This is a genomic window from Clostridium arbusti SL206 (assembly GCF_000246895.1).
In the GTDB taxonomy this organism is placed as follows: domain Bacteria; phylum Bacillota; class Clostridia; order Clostridiales; family Clostridiaceae; genus Clostridium_I; species Clostridium_I arbusti.
On record NZ_BAEV01000008.1, the window covers coordinates 41967 to 58619 of the forward strand.

Genomic DNA, 16653 nt, shown 5'->3' on the forward strand with positions numbered 1-16653 from the left:
CGCATTTCAATATTCGAATACTAACTAATTATAAAAATGTTATAGGAGTGATAACTTGTTAATTCCAAAGTCAATTACATGTTTAAAAAATTACACTAAAGAACAATTTATAAAGGATCTTATCTCAGGTATCATAGTTGCAATTATTGCCCTGCCGCTATCCATTGCCTTAGCTATTGCATCTGGAGTTTCACCTGAAAAAGGTTTATACACAGCAATCATTGGAGGTTTTATTGTATCATTACTCGGTGGAAGTAGAGTTCAAATCGGAGGTCCCACAGCAGCCTTTGTAGTCATTGTATATGGAATAATACAAAAGTTTGGACTGGAAGGTTTATTTGTATCGACTATAATGGCAGGAATTTTTCTTGTTATAATGGGCTTGTTGAAATTTGGAAGTTTGATAAAATATATTCCATCTTCAATAACTACTGGATTTACAAGCGGTATAGCAGTAGTTCTTCTATCTACGGAAGTAAAAGATTTTTTTGGTTTACATATGAAAACTGTACCTTCCCATTTTGTAGAAAAATTGATATCATATTTTAATAATTTTCATACAATTAATTTTCAAGGTTTATTTATATCTCTTCTAACTCTTGGAATAATTATATTATGGCCAAAGATAAATAAGAAAATACCAGGAACTTTTATAGCAATAATAATAGTAACCGTAGTCACAATGATTTTTAAATTAGATGTTACAACTATAGGAAGCCAGTTTGGAAATCTTTCTTCTTCACTTCCACATCCTAGTTTCCCAAGAGTTAATTTTGCTATGATAAACGAACTGATGCTTCCAGCTCTTACAATTGCTATTCTTGGTTCTGTTGAATCCCTATTATCGGCGGTAGTATCGGATGGCATGATTGGTGGTAGTCATCGTTCCAATATGGAACTAATAGCTCAAGGATTTGCTAATATTTTTTCAGCAATCTTTGGAGGCATACCAGTTACAGGAGCTATTGCAAGAACAGCAGCAAATGTTAAAAATGGTGGTAGAACACCAATAGCAGGAATAGTTCATGCCCTGGTGCTTTTAATTATCATGTTATTATTTATGCCCTATGTTAAATTAATTCCCATGGCTTCTTTAGCCGCTGTTTTAGTAATGATTGCATATAACATGGGAGATTGGGAAGCATTTAGAACAGTATTTAAATCTCCTAAAAGTGATTCCTTAGTATTTATAGTTACATTTATTCTAACTATTTTCTTGGATTTGGTTGTTGCTATAGGTGTAGGTGTAGTACTTGCATCCTTCTTATTTATGAGAAAGATGGGTGAAATTACAGAAATCAAATGTATATTAGATGATGAGGAGGATAAAGATGCTAATGAATTTATAGAAAATGTAACACTGCATGAGCATATTTCAATCTATGAAATCAGTGGGCCCTTTTTCTTTGGAGCCGCCAATAAATTTGTGTCTGCAATAAGAGAAATGGGAGTACCTACTAAAGTACTAATAATAAAAATGAGCAAAGTTCCTTTTATGGATTCTACAGCCTATCATTCCTTTGAAATGCTTCACAATATCTGTAAAAAACATCACACAAAATTAATCATATTAAAGATTCAAAATCAACCATTAGAAATGCTTAAAAAATATGGTTTTGTAGAAATGATTGGAGAAAATAATTTTTGTGGTGCAGTAGATGAAGCCATTGAGAGAGCTAATGTTATATTAAGTGAGCATAAATCCAACATAGATAATAAACAAATATCTAGTAAGACTATTACTGAATAGCTAACTAAATTTTTAAAAATAGAGAAAGTTATATTTGAATATATACACTAGAAAATTGCTGATAAGATTATCCTTACCAGCAATTTTTAAAGTACTTATTTTAATAAATACCTTAATTATATTATCTTTGAAATTTTTTGATTTTTTCAGCATAACAATTTCTTTTATAAGTTCTTCTTAATCTCTAAGCAAGAATTTTTTATATAATATCCAAGTATTTTCTTCCCACACATAAACAGATATATTATCAAAGTAGATATTAAAATTGCACTGATTTTTATTTACATAATTCCATATCTCTTCAAACTTATCTTTTATTCTTTTTGAAACTATAGTAGTATGAAAAACTCTTTCCCCACTTTCATTTCTGCTCCAGGGCAACCAACTTTGTGTTTTTAATAAATTTTCTAAATCAGTATAAACTTTTTTTGCTTCTTCTGAAAATGTTGTTTTCATAAATACAACATCATTTCTAAAACTACCATATCCATCTATGTATACTGGTGTTTTTTTATTGTTCCTTGCAAAAGATCCAAGTAAATCCATTAGTTTATCTACATTTTCACTATGAAAAGGTGCTTTCAATGTAATGTGTCCTGGTAATTTAGTTCTTCTCACCTTAAACTTATTACAAACTTCTGTTGTTATTTCATCATGAAATTTTAATGATTCTCCATTCAATGTAGTAACTATAACATATCTCATTACAAAGCTCACTTTCCTTTCATAATCTTACTCAGATAGATTTTTGATATGCTTTTAAATTTTATTAAGAACATAATTTTTTAATAAGACCGCTCTTATTGCATCATAACTTATTCCATCTGATACTTCAGCTTTTATAGGCGAAATTTTATCCATACCTAATTTGTCAGCAGCTAATATAACCTCTTGTTCTTGATCTTCTGTAAAAAGTCCATCAAAATTAATTTCAAAATTTTCTGTATTGCCTTCTCTAAAATACTTATCTATATGTCCCAGTACTGTAGTTAATGTAAGATTTCTTTCTTTAGCAATTTCTTTTATGCTTTTACCATCTTTTATCATATTAATAGTTATATCATGAGTTTTTTCCTTATGATTTGTAGTTCTATTTCTAGTCTTAGTTGTATGCAGAGTTTTAGTTTCTATTCTTTCAGTCCATTTAACTTCAATATTATTTTTTTCTACGTAGTGATTTATTTCATTTAAAAAAGTCTCACCATATTTTTCATATTTCACTTGCCCTACACCAGATATATCAAGCATATGTTCTTTATTCAAAGGGTACCTCAAACTCATTTCCTTTAATGTATTGTCTGGAAAAATAAAATATGGTGGTACACCATCACTTGCCGCTATATCCTTACGCAGGCTTCTCAAGACTTCAAAAAGTTCATTATTCTCAGATATTTTCTTAACTACAATAGCTTCCTTAAAAACTACCTTTTCCTCTCCTTTTAAAACTTTCATAGAATTATCACTAAGTATCACTGTAGGGTATTCGCCCTCTTTTAAGTTTATAAAGCCATGAGATATCAATGTATTTATAAACTCTGACAAATCCTTTTTAGAATAATTTTTCATTAATCCATAAGTTGATAGTTCATTAAATCTATACTGTAATATTTTCTTTTGAGAGGATCCTCTTAATACATCTACAATTGTATTTACTCCAAAATCTCTTTTCATTCGATAGATACAGGATAAAACCTTTTGTGCATCTACAGTTTTATCAACTAATTCACCTTCGGCTAAACAGTTACTACAGTTACCACAATCCTCATATTCGGTTTCTTCTCCAAAATAATTTAATATATATTTTCTAAGACATCCATTATGATGAACAAAATCAATCATAGTTTGAAGTTTTTTATAATCATTTATTCTTCTTTCAGGCTGCTGAGTTCCAACTTCAATTAAATATTTTTGAGTCATAATGTCCTGTGGTGAAAATAATAAAATACATTCACTTTTCTCCCCATCACGACCAGCTCTTCCTATTTCCTGATAATAACTCTCAATGTTTTTAGGCATATTGTAGTGAATTACAAACCGTACATTTGATTTATCAATTCCCATACCGAAGGCATTGGTAGCTACCATAACATTAACTCTATCATATACAAAGTCTTCTTGATTTTGTTTTCTTTCAGAATCGGATAATCCGGCATGATATCTAGAGGCAGATATGTTATTTTCAATAAGATTTTCATATATATTATCTACTTCTTTTCTAGTTGATGCATATATTATTCCCGATTGATCTCTATTTTCATTTACATAATTTAATGTATATTTTAATCTTCCTGCTATTTTTAGTATGTTTATTTTTAAATTTTCTCTATCAAAACCAGATATAAAAACTCCAGGATTATTAAGTTCTATTAGTTTTATTATATCTTTTCTTACTGACTCAGTAGCTGTAGCAGTAAATGCAGTTACTATTGGTCTTTTTGAAAGAGTTTTTACAAATTTACTTATATATCTATAGCTTGTTCTAAAATCATGACCCCATTGCGATACACAATGAGCCTCATCTACAGCCACCTGAGATATATTTAGCGTTTGCATAATATTACAAAATTCAACTGATTCCAATCTTTCTGGTGCCAGATAAAGAAGTTTTATTTCATTATTATTTAATTTTTCAATGACTTCTTGAGTTTCCTTAAAATTAAGAGAACTATTTATATATTCTGCATTTATTCCTAAATCTTTTATATTATCCACCTGATCCTTCATAAGAGATATCAGTGGAGATATGACAATTGTAACTCCATCAAATAATAGTGCTGGTATCTGATAACAAATGGATTTACCTCCTCCTGTAGGCATAACAGCTAAAGTATCTTTTCCACACAATATGCTGTCAATTACAGAATTTTGAGACTTTCTAAATTCTTTATATCCATAGTATTCCTGCAATGCGTTTAATGCGTTATTCATCAATTTGGACACCTCATTCAAAACTTATATGTACCTTTATTATCATACATTATTGACAAGTTTTCAAATAATATTTCAGTAGTCTTCTTTTACTTTTGCTAGATTTTAAATATAATGTATATTTTTTATCAAAATTTATTAATAAATCTACAATATATAAAATTACGTACATTAAAATTATCATATTTTATTTATAAACTAGTTTTATTCAAAGTCTTCTGAGCAATACGAACTTTTTTAGTGAATTTTTTATACTAAGTATTTCTTATATATTAGGATATACTTTACAATTTATGTTTAATGAAAAGGTATTTATATCATATGTATTTTTAATTCAAATTTTTATTTTTAAGAATTTTAATCTTAAAGTTTAAACTTTGGTTTAGTTTACATTTAGTTTAATTTACATAATATTAATTACGTAAAGTAGATGCTCAAAAAATTAATGCTAAATAGTCCTATCATATAATAAATAATATTTATGTCCACATTACGTAATACTATTAGTATTAATTTCAGCAATATGATATCATTAGATGATTTGAATAAAAAATATGAATAAGGTATCTGAAAATAAGTAATAAATCCAAAATGCAAAATAAGCTAGCATACTGATTGATTATTTTCTAAATGTACCTAAGAATGGACGGTATACGAAAATGAGTTTTAAAGAACTAGGAATTAGTGAAGATATAATAAACATATTGAAGAAAACAGGCATTACTGAGCCAACAGCGATTCAAAAAGAAAGTATTAGTTTTATCAAAAAAGGAAAAGATGTTATAGCGGAGGCACAAACAGGTACTGGAAAAACTCTTGCTTTTTTACTACCTATTTTTGAAAATATATCACCTGATGCTCCATCAATCCAAGCTTTGATTGTAACCCCTACAAGAGAACTTGCTATTCAAATAACTGAAGAAGCTATGAAACTAAAAGAAGCTAAAGATATTAATATTTTAGCAGCCTATGGTGGTAAGGATATAGGATCTCAAATGAAAAAATTAAAGAGGAACATTCATTTGATTATAGCAACTCCAGGCAGACTTTTAGATCATCTTGCTAGAAAGACAATAAACCTTATGAATTTAAAAACTCTAGTGCTAGATGAAGCTGATCAAATACTGCTTATGGGCTTTAAAAATGATATTGAAAATATTATAAAAGAAACTTCTAAAAAACGTCAGACATTATGTTTTTCTGCAACTATGAACCCTGAAGTTAAAAAACTAGCCTATAGATATATGAATGACCCTCTAGTAGTAACTGCAAAAAAAGAAAAAGTTACACTGGATAATATCAAGCAATATGTAGTAGAAACTACAGATAGACAAAAGCAAGATGCCTTATGCAGTGTTTTAGATGAAGATAGACCCTTTATGGCTATAATATTTTGTAGAACTAAGAGAAGGGTTGACGATCTTGAAGTGGCCTTATATAAACGTGGATACGATTGTGTAAAACTTCATAGTGATATACTTCAGTCAAAACGTGAAAGAATAATGAAATCTTTTAGAAATGGAGATATTCAATACTTAATAGCTACAGACGTTGCCTCTAGAGGATTAGACATAAGCGGAGTTAGTCATATATATAATTATGACATTCCAGAAAGTTCAGAATCCTATATTCACCGCATTGGCAGAACTGGAAGAGCTGGTGAATATGGATATACCTGTATGTTTATTGACCCTAAAAACAAAAGAGAATTAGAGGAAATAGAGAAGGCCATAAAATTTAAGATACCAAGAAGAAAATTAGATATATAAAGCTTTAGATATGTGACTATAGATAGATTTGAATTCTAAGAAATCTATCTATAGTCATTGTTAATTTTGAATAACTTATATTAATAAAAATCCTTCACTTTTCACATTAGAAACCAATATTTTTCGATCATTTAAACAAGCTACTTTTTATATATTAACTAGACAATTAAATATTTTCACTTAATTTATTTAACTATATAGTTAAATTTTCATTATAAATTAGTGAATATTTATTCTTTCCATCTAAATAATCTTTTTTCTAAAGCTACTAAAGAATAATTTACCGACAGTCCTAGTAAAGCTAATATAATTATAATTGAAAACATCTCAGGTATCTTGATGTTTGATTGATAAAGATATAATAAATATCCCAAACCTGTATTGGCACCAAGCATCTCAGCAGCAATCAATACTAAAATAGAAGTTGTTGCACTGATTCTTATGCCTGTATAAATTGATGTCAAAGCGCCTGGGAAAATTACCGTTTTAAATAAACAGAAATTTGAAACACCCATTGATCTAGCTCCCTTTATAACTTGAGGATCAACATTTTTAACACCTGAAATGGTGTTTAAAAGTACAGACCATGTAACTGCCCAAGCTATTACAATTATTTTAGAGGTTTCCCCTATGCCAAAGAAAAGTACAAATACGGGAAGAAGTGCCAAAACCGAAAGATTTCTAAAAGTTTGCATTAGGGGATCTATAAATTTCTCGAATTTTTTAAACCAACCTATTATGAGACCCAAAGGTATTGCTATGATAAGCCCTACAATAAATCCAGTTAATGACCTTTGAAGACTTATAAAAAGATTTGGATATATATCCCCTGAAATGAATAATCCAAAGAATGTAACAAAAATTTTTGAGAAAGGTGGTAAAAACACAGGATTAATTATTTTAAGTCTAGCAATAAATTCCCATAATCCAATAAAAATAAATATAGCTAGCAGCTTGTAAATCACTTCATATATTTTTCTAAAAATTTTTGCTACTGCTACATTTACTCTATTTAACTCCTTTACTAAAACTCTATTTCCTTCATTTAAGTTTTTTAACAACATTTTCTATCCCCTCCATGTAAGTTTTAATAATATTCTATATTTCCCATGTAATCCTTATATATCCAAACGAACTTATTTTAATATTAAACTTCAAACTTAATTAAAAAAAGCTGAGTAAAAATTTTATTTAGGTTTTAACCCAGCTTTTTTAATTTATATTATCAATAGATTATATATAAATCTTAAATTAACATTTTAGTAATACAAATCATGTAATCAAAATATTATTTTGGAGCATAAGCATTAGTATAAATGTCAGTAGGTTTTATATCTCCTTTTTTCCATAATCCTATACTTTGAGATATATCAAACCATTTATTTATATATTCTGGATTTATAGTTTTATCTTCATCGTACCAGAATGCACTTAAATCATCTGGTTTAAGTTTTAACCATTTAGCAATAATTTCTTTAGATTCCTTAGGATGTGAATTTATATATACATGTGCCTTATATAACGCTTCAGTAAATCCTTTAACTACATCAGGATGTTCTTTTATAAATTGATCACTAAAACCACGCACTGAGAGACCCGCCCCAGGAGAATGAAGAATATCCCAGCTTGTCCCAATCTCACGCACTCCACCAGCCGCAACTGCTAGTCCTGCATAAGGTGGATGGGAAGTTGTCACATCTACTAACCCTTGTACTAAAGACTGTTCCTGTTGTCCTGGATTTGGCAATGTTACCCATTTTATATTTTCAGTTTTGCCTTTTTGCTTTAAATAATATTTTATATATCCATCTGTACATCCGCCTACACCAGAAATAGAAACTTTTTTACCATTGATATCATCCAAAGTTTTTATGGGACTATCATTTTTCACCAAATATCTTACATGAGGATATTTGGGATTATCTACCATACCAGGTGCAACGGCTGTAACCTTTATCCCAGCTAATCTGGCTTGCGCTACATTGGGTGGATGTCCCCCAACAAATGCGTCATTTATTCCCTGTGCAATAAGTTGATATTCCGTTATACCAGGTTTAAGTACTCCTGTGTATTGAATCTTAATACCCTGTTCTTTAAAATATCCAAGTTCATCAGCAATATTCAGTTCATTAAAACTTGTCTGAGTCACCATTCTAATTGTAAACAATTTTTTTGATCCATCTGTTTCAGTACTAGTACTCTGACTTTTGCCACAACTTGTTAGTGATAATACAACTAAAAGAGATGTTATAGTTGTTACTAAGATCCTAAGTTTCTTTTTCATATTAAAGCCTCCATTTACTAATATATTAAAGTTTAAATAACTTTCAGATTTTGATAATACATGTTAAATTGATAATAAATAATAATTTAAAAATTGTTATCTTTAAGCTCCAAGTATTATTATTCATATTTGTTTTATAGAATAAAATATCAGAAGCTACTTTATAAAAAAGAGGTAGCTTTTATTTTAAAAGCTACCTCTAGTTATCTAGTGAGTATTAATATTAAACTACTATTTAGTTTAAATAAACTTAAATTATTTACGTATACATTCAATTAAATTTTTAGAAACATAAGTCTGATGATAATGCATTGAATACAAAACATTCTTAAGATATGTGTAATTTTAAAATAAATTTTTACTATCATAATCTTATAATTTCAATCTTTTTAAATTTAATGAGTTAATTAGCACTGATATTGAGCTCAAACCCATAGCTCCCGCTGCTAAAACTGGATTTAAATAGCCCATAGCAGCAATTGGTATTCCTATTAAATTGTAAATAAACGCCCACAATAAGTTTTGTTTGATTTTACACATAGTCTTCTTTGATAGCTTAATTGACAATGGTAATGCGCTTAAATCATCTCTTAATAAAATCACATCTCCTGTTTCAATAGCTACATCAGTACCAGTACCAATTGCAAAGCCTATGTTTGCTGTTGCTAAAGCTGGTGCATCATTTATACCATCTCCAACCATGGCTACAATATTACCTTTATCCATTAATTTCTGAATAACCTCCGCTTTATTTCCTGGTTGAACTTCTGCCATAACATTTTCTATACCAACTTTGTTCGCCACAGAAAAAGCTGTCTTTTCATTATCTCCAGTAAGAATATAAACCTCTATCCCCATTTTTTTAAGCGAAGAAACTACATCTTTAGATTTATCCTTAATCTTATCTGAAAGAGCTAAAACTGAAATTAAATTATTATCTATAGCCATAAGTACTGCAATTTTACCTTCTTCTTGAAATGAATTCAAAGTTGTCTCAGCATTTTTAAGATCAATTTTATTTTCTTGCATTAGCTTCTTTGTTCCAATTAATACAATTTTATTGTTAATAACTGCTTGAATTCCTTTTCCTGGTATAGCTTCAAAACTTTTGACTACTGCACTTTCTTCTTGTTGATCTATTATTTCTTTTCCATTTTCATATATAGCTGCACCAATAGGATGTTCGGACCTTTTTTCAGCCACTGCAGCAATATGTATTATTTTTTCCTTATCATATCCATAGCTTTTATCCAATATAATCACATCAGTGACCACTGGCTTCCCTATGGTAATAGTACCAGTCTTATCAAATACTATAGTATTTATTTTGCATATTTTTTCTAAATCTTCACCATTTTTAATTAATATTCCATTTTGTGCTCCCTTACCCATTCCTACAATAATTGCTGTAGGGGTAGCAAGTCCAAGTGCACATGGGCAAGAAACAACCATAACTGAAACGGCATTAATTAAAGCAAAATCCAGTAATTGGCTTTGATATATAATAAAATACCAAACTAAAAATGTACTAAATGCTACTAAGAAAATAAATGGTACAAAATAACCACATATTTTATCCGCAATTTTTTGTATTGGAGCCTTACTTTCCTGAGCCTCTTCAACCATTCTTATTATGTTAGAAAGAACTGTTTCATCTCCAACTTTTGTAGCTTGAAATTTAAATGTACCATTTTTGTTCAAAGAAGCCCCTGTTACAAAATCTTTTTCATTTTTCTTAACAGGTATACTTTCACCTGTAAGCATAGATTCATCAACCATTGAAGTACCTTCTATAATTATTCCATCCACAGGGATCTTTTCACCCGGCCTCACAATGACAATATCTCCAACTAATAATTTTTCAATTGGTATATCTACTTCAACAGTATTTCTTAAAACTCTGGCCTTTTTAACTTTAAGCCCCATTAATATTTTAATAGCTTTTGATGTTTTCCCTTTAGCAATTGATTCAAGATACTTTCCAAGTAAAACTAAAGTTATGATTACAGTTGAAGATTCAAAATATATATTCCTCATTCCATAAAGGAAAGATGGTCTTTGAAAAAATACAATATACAAACTATAGAAATATGCTGTTGTAGATCCTACCACAACAAGTAAATCCATAGTGGCAACTTTGGCACGCAAAGCATAAAATGAATTTTTATAGAACCTAAAACCTATTATAAACTGAACGGGAGTAGCTAATGCAAACTGCAATCTCCAATCATGAAGTATTAGTGCTCTCCATCTTAAGTACGCAATAAATGCACCAATTTTTGTAGTAGAATTAGGATCTATGTAATCATGACAAAATCCTAACCCCCCAAGTATCATAGCTAAAATTAATGGGGAACTTAAAACAGCAGAAATTATAAATGTATTTCTTAATTTATTTTCTTGTATCAAACTAGGATCTATCCCATTATCACTGTCTTCTTCATTTTTTCTTACTGAAAAACCCAATAATTCTATTTCTCTCTTGATATTATCTAGTTCAATTTTACTTGAATCATATTGTAATTTAGCTTTTTCAGTTGAATAACTTACATTCACTCTATTAATTCCCTCAAGCCTCTCTAAAGTTGATTCAATACTAATTGAACATAAAGAACATGTCATTCCATATATCCTTAAAGAAATACTTTCTATCATTTTATCTATCACACCCTATTTTATGCAAAATATAAAAAAGTGGCATTACATTGTAACACCACCTCTAGTTCTTCTAGTTGGTAATTGTACTATTATTAACTATTCATATTTTTATAAATTCTTAAAAAATAAAGCTTTAAGCTATTTTATAATATTTACGGTTTCTTGTCTTCTTGGAGCTGCTTTAGGTTTTTCTCCAGCATTATAACCAAAAGCACCTGATCCATATGGAATATAACCATCAGGTATTCCTAACTCTTTAAATAAAGCTTTACCTTCTTCTGTGGTGTAAAGAAAATTTACAGCATGAATCCAAACAGAACCAATGCCTAAAGCTTCAGCTGCTAGAAATAGATTTCCTAGTGCAAGAGCACTATCAGCTACTGGGGCAATTGCCTTTTCATCCGCAGATACTATAATATAGGTTGGAGCATGATAAAAAGCACTAAAATCTTTTGCTTTTGTTCTTTCTTCATATATTTTATTTCCTGACTTTCCGAATACAGCTTTTGTCACATCATTTATTTTTTGTAATACCTCTTTATTTTGTATTACAGTAAAATGCCAAGACTGCTGATTAGCTGCACTAGGAGCATACTTCCCTGCCTCTAATATTTGTTGTAATTCTTCATCTTTTATCTGTTCACTTTTAAAGGCTCTAACACTTCTTCTTTCTAATAAATTTCTTAATGCTTCACTCATTTTTATTCACCCTCACTTATATTATTTTATTTTGTGCTTTAATGATTTTATTAAAGCACAAAGGGAAATCTCATTATTATGAGATTTCCCTCTAGTTTCACTAGTCAGAATAACCTAACATTCCTATATATTTACTATTATTCTATAGTAATTAAATAATTTTGTCAATTATTATTTAATATATTAGATATATTTTTCAAATAATAATTATATTTTATTGTAAATTCTTTAACCATTTAAAACATTTCCACCATTTACATGAATTGTTTGACCTGAAACATAGGATGAATCATTAGAGGCTAAAAATACATAGGCTGGAGCAAGTTCTACTGGTTGACCCGCTCTTCCTAAAGGTGTATCTAATCCAAATTGAGAAACTTTATAATCACTATAAGAAGAAGGTATAAGTGGAGTCCATATCGGACCAGGAGCAATATCATTAACCCTTATATTTCTACTTTCTAAAGAAAGTGATAATGATCTTGTAAATGAAACTATAGCACCTTTTGAAGATGCGTAATCAATTAGGGTTTCATTTCCCTTATAGGCAGTAATGGATGCAGTATTTATAATTGAATCTCCATTTTTTAAATATGGCATTACTGCTTTTGTCATATAAAACATACCAAATATATTTGTCTTAAATGTCCTTTCTAATTGTTCATTTGTTATATCCTCAATACTATTTTGAGGATGCTGTTCTCCTGCATTATTAACAAGTATATCTATTTTACCGTACTCTTTCATTATTTTATCTACTGCTTCCTTGCAAAATTGATCATCACCAATATCTCCAGAAATAAGTAAACAAGAGGAACCTTTTTCTTCTATAATTTTTTTAGTTTCTTTTGCATCTTCATGTTCATTTAAATAAATTATAGCTATTTTAGCTCCTTCTTTAGCATAGGCTATTGATACAGCTTTACCTATTCCACTGTCCCCACCAGTAATAATAGCTATTTTGTTTTTAAGCTTTCCGCTACCTTTATATTCAGGGTTATCATATATTGGTCTAGGATTCATTAATGTTTCTAATCCTGGTTGTTGATTTTGTTTTTGCGCAGGTATAGTTTCAGGATAATTTAAAGTACTTACCATTTTTATTCTTCCTTTCTCTTTATAAAATTAAATTTAACTTTATAAATTATAGTATTATTAATTGTTATAGAATATATACTAAAACTACAAGGCAAGTAATTTTCATAATATAAAATCTCATTAAAAATCATCCATTTTTTAATATGTAAACTATTTAATATATCAAACTTTATTAGAAAAATAATTATATATAAACATTTATATTTTTCATAAGTAATTTAGAATATGTGTGTAAATAAAAAAAGCTACTATAATAATAGCAGCTTTTTACATAATATGAAATTATACATTTATATCTACATTTATATCTAAAATTTCTTTATTAGCTTCTAATACAGGTTTAACACAAGTATTTATAAAATCTGTTACCTGACCAGGTGCTCTTCCAACAAAGTTTTTAGCATCCAATATTGATAAGATTTCTTCTTTCTTTATGTTGAAAGCAGAATCCTTTGCTATTAGTTCTATTAGATTATTGTCAAGTCCATCCTGTTTTACACGTTTTGCAGTTTCCATAGAGTAAACTCTTATTTTCTCATGTAGTTCCTGTCTATCTCCGCCTCTTTTAACAGCTTCCATTAATATGTTTTCTGTAGCCATAAATGGTAGCTCATTGTTTACACGAGCAGCAATAACCTTATCATATACAACGAAATTGCTAGATACATTTATGTATAGATTTAATACTCCATCTAAAGCTAGAAAAGCTTCAGCAATTGAAATTCTTTTATTTGCTGAATCATCAAGTGTTCTTTCAAACCACTGTGTTGCTGCTGTTATAGCAGGATTAAGAGAATTTACAATTACATATCTTGCTAGAGATCCAATTCTTTCTGATCTCATAGGATTTCTCTTGTAGGCCATAGCAGAAGAACCTATTTGATGAGCCTCAAAAGGTTCTTCCATTTCTTTAAAACTTTGAAGTATTCTCAAGTCATTACTGAATTTATAAGCACTTTGAGCTATTTCTGAAAGTGTATTAAGCACTATGGAATCAACTTTTCTAGAATAAGTTTGGCCAGTTACACTGTAAGCTTCCTTAAATCCCATTCTTTCTGTAACCTTTTTCTCCAATGTTTTAATCTTTTCTTCATTACCATCAAATAACTCCATAAAACTTGCTTGAGTACCTGTAGTTCCCTTTACTCCTCTTAGTTTTATGGTATCAATGACAAAATTTATACTTTCAAGATCTAAAAGTAAATCCTGCATCCAAAGAGTAGCTCTCTTTCCTACAGTAGTAAGCTGAGCTGGCTGAAGATGAGTATATCCAAGAGATGGTAAATCTTTATATTTTAATGCAAACTCTGACAAATGCTCAATAACATTTATAATCTTGTTCTTTATTAATATTAAAGCATTCTTCATTATAATTATATCTGTATTATCCCCTACAAAACAACTTGTAGCACCAAGGTGAATTATTCCCTTAGCCTTAGGACATTGAACTCCATAAGCGTATACATGACTCATTACATCATGTCTAACTTCTTTTTCTCTCTTTTCTGCCACTTCATAATTGATATCATTAACATGAGCTTTTAATTCATCTATCTGCTCATCAGTTATATTTAAGCCTAATTCTTTCTCACTTTCAGCTAAAGCTACCCATAACTTTCTCCAAGTCTTAAATTTCATTTCATCAGAAAATAGATATGACATATCTTTTGATGCATACCTAGTATTTAGCGGTGTTTGGTAAATGTTTCTCATATAAGTTTCCTCCTAGCGAACATTGCTTAATGTAAAATAAATATATTTCATATTATATCATACATTCATAAATATTTAAATTTACATGTTCGTAAATTTAAATATTTATTTCTTTGCTAAATTTTTACCTTGCCAGATTTTATAAATGTTATTTGCTATTTGCTATTAAATCTATTTTATATTAACTCAACAGAATATTTAATCATAAAGTCAACTTGCTATAGTCTATTCTCACTTTACCTCAAGAATTCGTGCCCAGCAAGGATCTAAATTGGGTATGAAACATTTATTATTTTCAATTTTAAATGTTTCTTTATTATTCAAAATATCAATCACATTACTCCCTTTTACAGGTATATCAACTTCCATAGAACTAGACTTTTCTGATAAATTTACTATAATAATTATACACTGTTCTTTGGTTATTCTAGCATATGCAAATTGTTCATTCATTACCTTGATTTGCATATATTGCCCCTGCTTTAATGCATTAGAATCTTTTCGTATTTCAGCCAATTCATGGATTAATTTTATTAGCTTTTTATTACAATTACCTGATGATATACTTATTAAATCAAGTTCTGGACGCAAATCATCATCGGTGTTATTTTTTGTACCTTTAATTCCCCACTCACTGCCATAATAAATAGAAGGAATACCTGGCATAGTAAATAAAAGTACGTGCAATGGGTAAATATAATCTGAATGATTTAATGTGCTTGCAATTCGATTCACGTCGTGGTTATCAACAAAGTTATATAAATAAATATTTCTATATATACCAGAGTTCTCCCCAAACTGGCGGTTAAAAGAATAAGCGATTTCAAAATAGTTTTTGTCGTTATGGCTAGAATATAATCCTTTGTAACACTCATAATTTGTTACAGAGTCAAGCATGTTAGTATTCACCCAGCGATTATAATCACCATGTATAATCTCCCCCATAAGCCAAAAATCTGGTTTTATTTTTTTACATATGGAAGATAATTCAGTAATAAAATTAAAGTCAAGGCAATCAGCACAATCTAAGCGTAATCCATCTATGTGAAAATCTTTAATCCACATTGTTACAGCTTCAAAGAGATATTTCTTTACTTCTGGATTACAGAGGTCCAATTTGACAAGATTATAGTATCCGTTCCATGTATCATAGCTAAATGGATCATTTAATGGGCTCCTTTGATTAAAATTCAGATTTTTGAACCAACTGCAGTATGATGATTTTTGTCCATTTAAAAGCACATCTTTAAACGCCCAAAAATCACGGCCTACATGATTGAATACACCATCAATTACCACCCTAATATTATTATCATGAAGAGTCTTTACAAGTTGGATAAAAGTATCATTATTACCTAAACGTCTATCAACTATATTATAGTCTGATGTGTCATAACCATGAGAAGTCGACTCAAATATTGGACCAAAATAAATAGAATTAGCACCTAGATATTTAATGTGCTGAACCCAATCATAAACCTTTTCTAAACTTTCTACAGGATTTGATTTAAAATCATTATACTTTGGTGCCCCGCAAAATCCTAGTGGATAAATATGATAAAATGTTGCTTCCTTATACCAAGTATTCATATTAAGACCTCCTTGAAGATTTGACAATACAAATAATATAATTCTTTATTATACTATTAATTATACTATTAATTATTGACTAATTATCAATGAATCTTGCTTAGTGGTAGTTTTTATTTTCTCTAAGTAAAGGATAACATAAAAAGGATAGCTATACTACGTGT

Annotated in this window: 11 protein-coding genes; 2 read left to right on the forward strand and 9 right to left on the reverse strand. The window is 29.2% G+C overall.

From position 1 onward, the window contains the following. Positions 1–55: 55 nt before the first annotated feature. Positions 56–1750 (forward strand): SulP family inorganic anion transporter, encoded by a 1695-nt coding sequence (locus tag RH99_RS02880; protein ID WP_010233694.1) that lies wholly within the window; start codon positions 56–58, stop codon positions 1748–1750. Between the two features lie 177 nt (positions 1751–1927). On the opposite strand, the gene RH99_RS02885 is transcribed toward RH99_RS02880, so the two are convergent. Further along, positions 1928–2455, reverse strand: coding sequence for a 2'-5' RNA ligase family protein (locus tag RH99_RS02885; RefSeq protein WP_010233695.1), 528 nt, complete (start codon positions 2453–2455; stop codon positions 1928–1930). Between the two features lie 54 nt (positions 2456–2509). Continuing rightward, positions 2510–4678, reverse strand: coding sequence for a DNA helicase RecQ (recQ, locus tag RH99_RS02890; protein ID WP_010233696.1), 2169 nt, complete (start codon positions 4676–4678; stop codon positions 2510–2512). 659 nt (positions 4679–5337) lie between these two features. Here recQ and RH99_RS02895 point away from each other — a divergent pair. Further along, on the forward strand, positions 5338–6447 hold the full coding sequence (locus RH99_RS02895) for a DEAD/DEAH box helicase (protein ID WP_010233697.1): 1110 nt from the start codon (positions 5338–5340) through the stop codon (positions 6445–6447). Positions 6448–6677: 230 nt separating this feature from the next. Here the strand turns inward: RH99_RS02895 and RH99_RS02900 are convergent, their stop codons facing one another. From RH99_RS02900 to RH99_RS02930, 7 genes are all read right to left on the reverse strand, one after another. Continuing rightward, positions 6678–7511 (reverse strand): ABC transporter permease, encoded by an 834-nt coding sequence (locus RH99_RS02900; protein ID WP_010233698.1) that lies wholly within the window; start codon positions 7509–7511, stop codon positions 6678–6680. Positions 7512–7735: 224 nt separating this feature from the next. Next, on the reverse strand, positions 7736–8731 hold the full coding sequence (locus RH99_RS02905; RefSeq protein WP_010233699.1) for an ABC transporter substrate-binding protein: 996 nt from the start codon (positions 8729–8731) through the stop codon (positions 7736–7738). 372 nt (positions 8732–9103) lie between these two features. Beyond that, positions 9104–11386 (reverse strand): heavy metal translocating P-type ATPase, encoded by a 2283-nt coding sequence (locus RH99_RS02910; protein ID WP_010233700.1) that lies wholly within the window; start codon positions 11384–11386, stop codon positions 9104–9106. Between the two features lie 141 nt (positions 11387–11527). After that, positions 11528–12088 carry a nitroreductase family protein gene (locus tag RH99_RS02915; protein ID WP_010233701.1) on the reverse strand — a complete coding sequence of 187 codons (561 nt, stop codon included), beginning with the start codon at positions 12086–12088 and terminating at the stop codon, positions 11528–11530. A 228-nt stretch (positions 12089–12316) separates the two neighbouring features. Continuing rightward, a complete protein-coding gene (locus RH99_RS02920) occupies positions 12317–13186 on the reverse strand; it encodes an SDR family oxidoreductase (RefSeq protein ID WP_010233702.1) in 870 nt (289 codons plus the stop codon). Between the two features lie 282 nt (positions 13187–13468). Beyond that, the gene (gene purB, locus RH99_RS02925) at positions 13469–14899 is read right to left on the reverse strand and encodes an adenylosuccinate lyase (protein WP_010233703.1); all 1431 of its coding nucleotides are present in this window, start codon (positions 14897–14899) and stop codon (positions 13469–13471) included. 231 nt (positions 14900–15130) lie between these two features. After that, positions 15131–16489, reverse strand: a complete 1359-nt coding sequence (locus RH99_RS02930) for an alpha-amylase family glycosyl hydrolase (protein WP_010233704.1) — start codon at positions 16487–16489, stop codon at positions 15131–15133. Positions 16490–16653 lie beyond the last annotated feature (164 nt).

Excerpts from the sequence above, each read along its gene's own strand:
- RH99_RS02885 (WP_010233695.1), bottom strand. The coding sequence starts at position 2,455 with ATGAGATATGTTATAGTTACTACATTGAATGGAGAATCATTAAAATTT.
- recQ (WP_010233696.1), bottom strand. The coding sequence starts at position 4,678 with ATGAATAACGCATTAAACGCATTGCAGGAATACTATGGATATAAAGAA.
- RH99_RS02895 (WP_010233697.1), top strand. The coding sequence starts at position 5,338 with ATGAGTTTTAAAGAACTAGGAATTAGTGAAGATATAATAAACATATTG.
- RH99_RS02900 (WP_010233698.1), bottom strand. The coding sequence starts at position 7,511 with ATGTTGTTAAAAAACTTAAATGAAGGAAATAGAGTTTTAGTAAAGGAG.
- RH99_RS02905 (WP_010233699.1), bottom strand. The coding sequence starts at position 8,731 with ATGAAAAAGAAACTTAGGATCTTAGTAACAACTATAACATCTCTTTTA.
- RH99_RS02910 (WP_010233700.1), bottom strand. The coding sequence starts at position 11,386 with ATGATAGAAAGTATTTCTTTAAGGATATATGGAATGACATGTTCTTTA.
- RH99_RS02915 (WP_010233701.1), bottom strand. The coding sequence starts at position 12,088 with ATGAGTGAAGCATTAAGAAATTTATTAGAAAGAAGAAGTGTTAGAGCC.
- RH99_RS02920 (WP_010233702.1), bottom strand. The coding sequence starts at position 13,186 with ATGGTAAGTACTTTAAATTATCCTGAAACTATACCTGCGCAAAAACAA.
- purB (WP_010233703.1), bottom strand. The coding sequence starts at position 14,899 with ATGAGAAACATTTACCAAACACCGCTAAATACTAGGTATGCATCAAAA.
- RH99_RS02930 (WP_010233704.1), bottom strand. The coding sequence starts at position 16,489 with ATGAATACTTGGTATAAGGAAGCAACATTTTATCATATTTATCCACTA.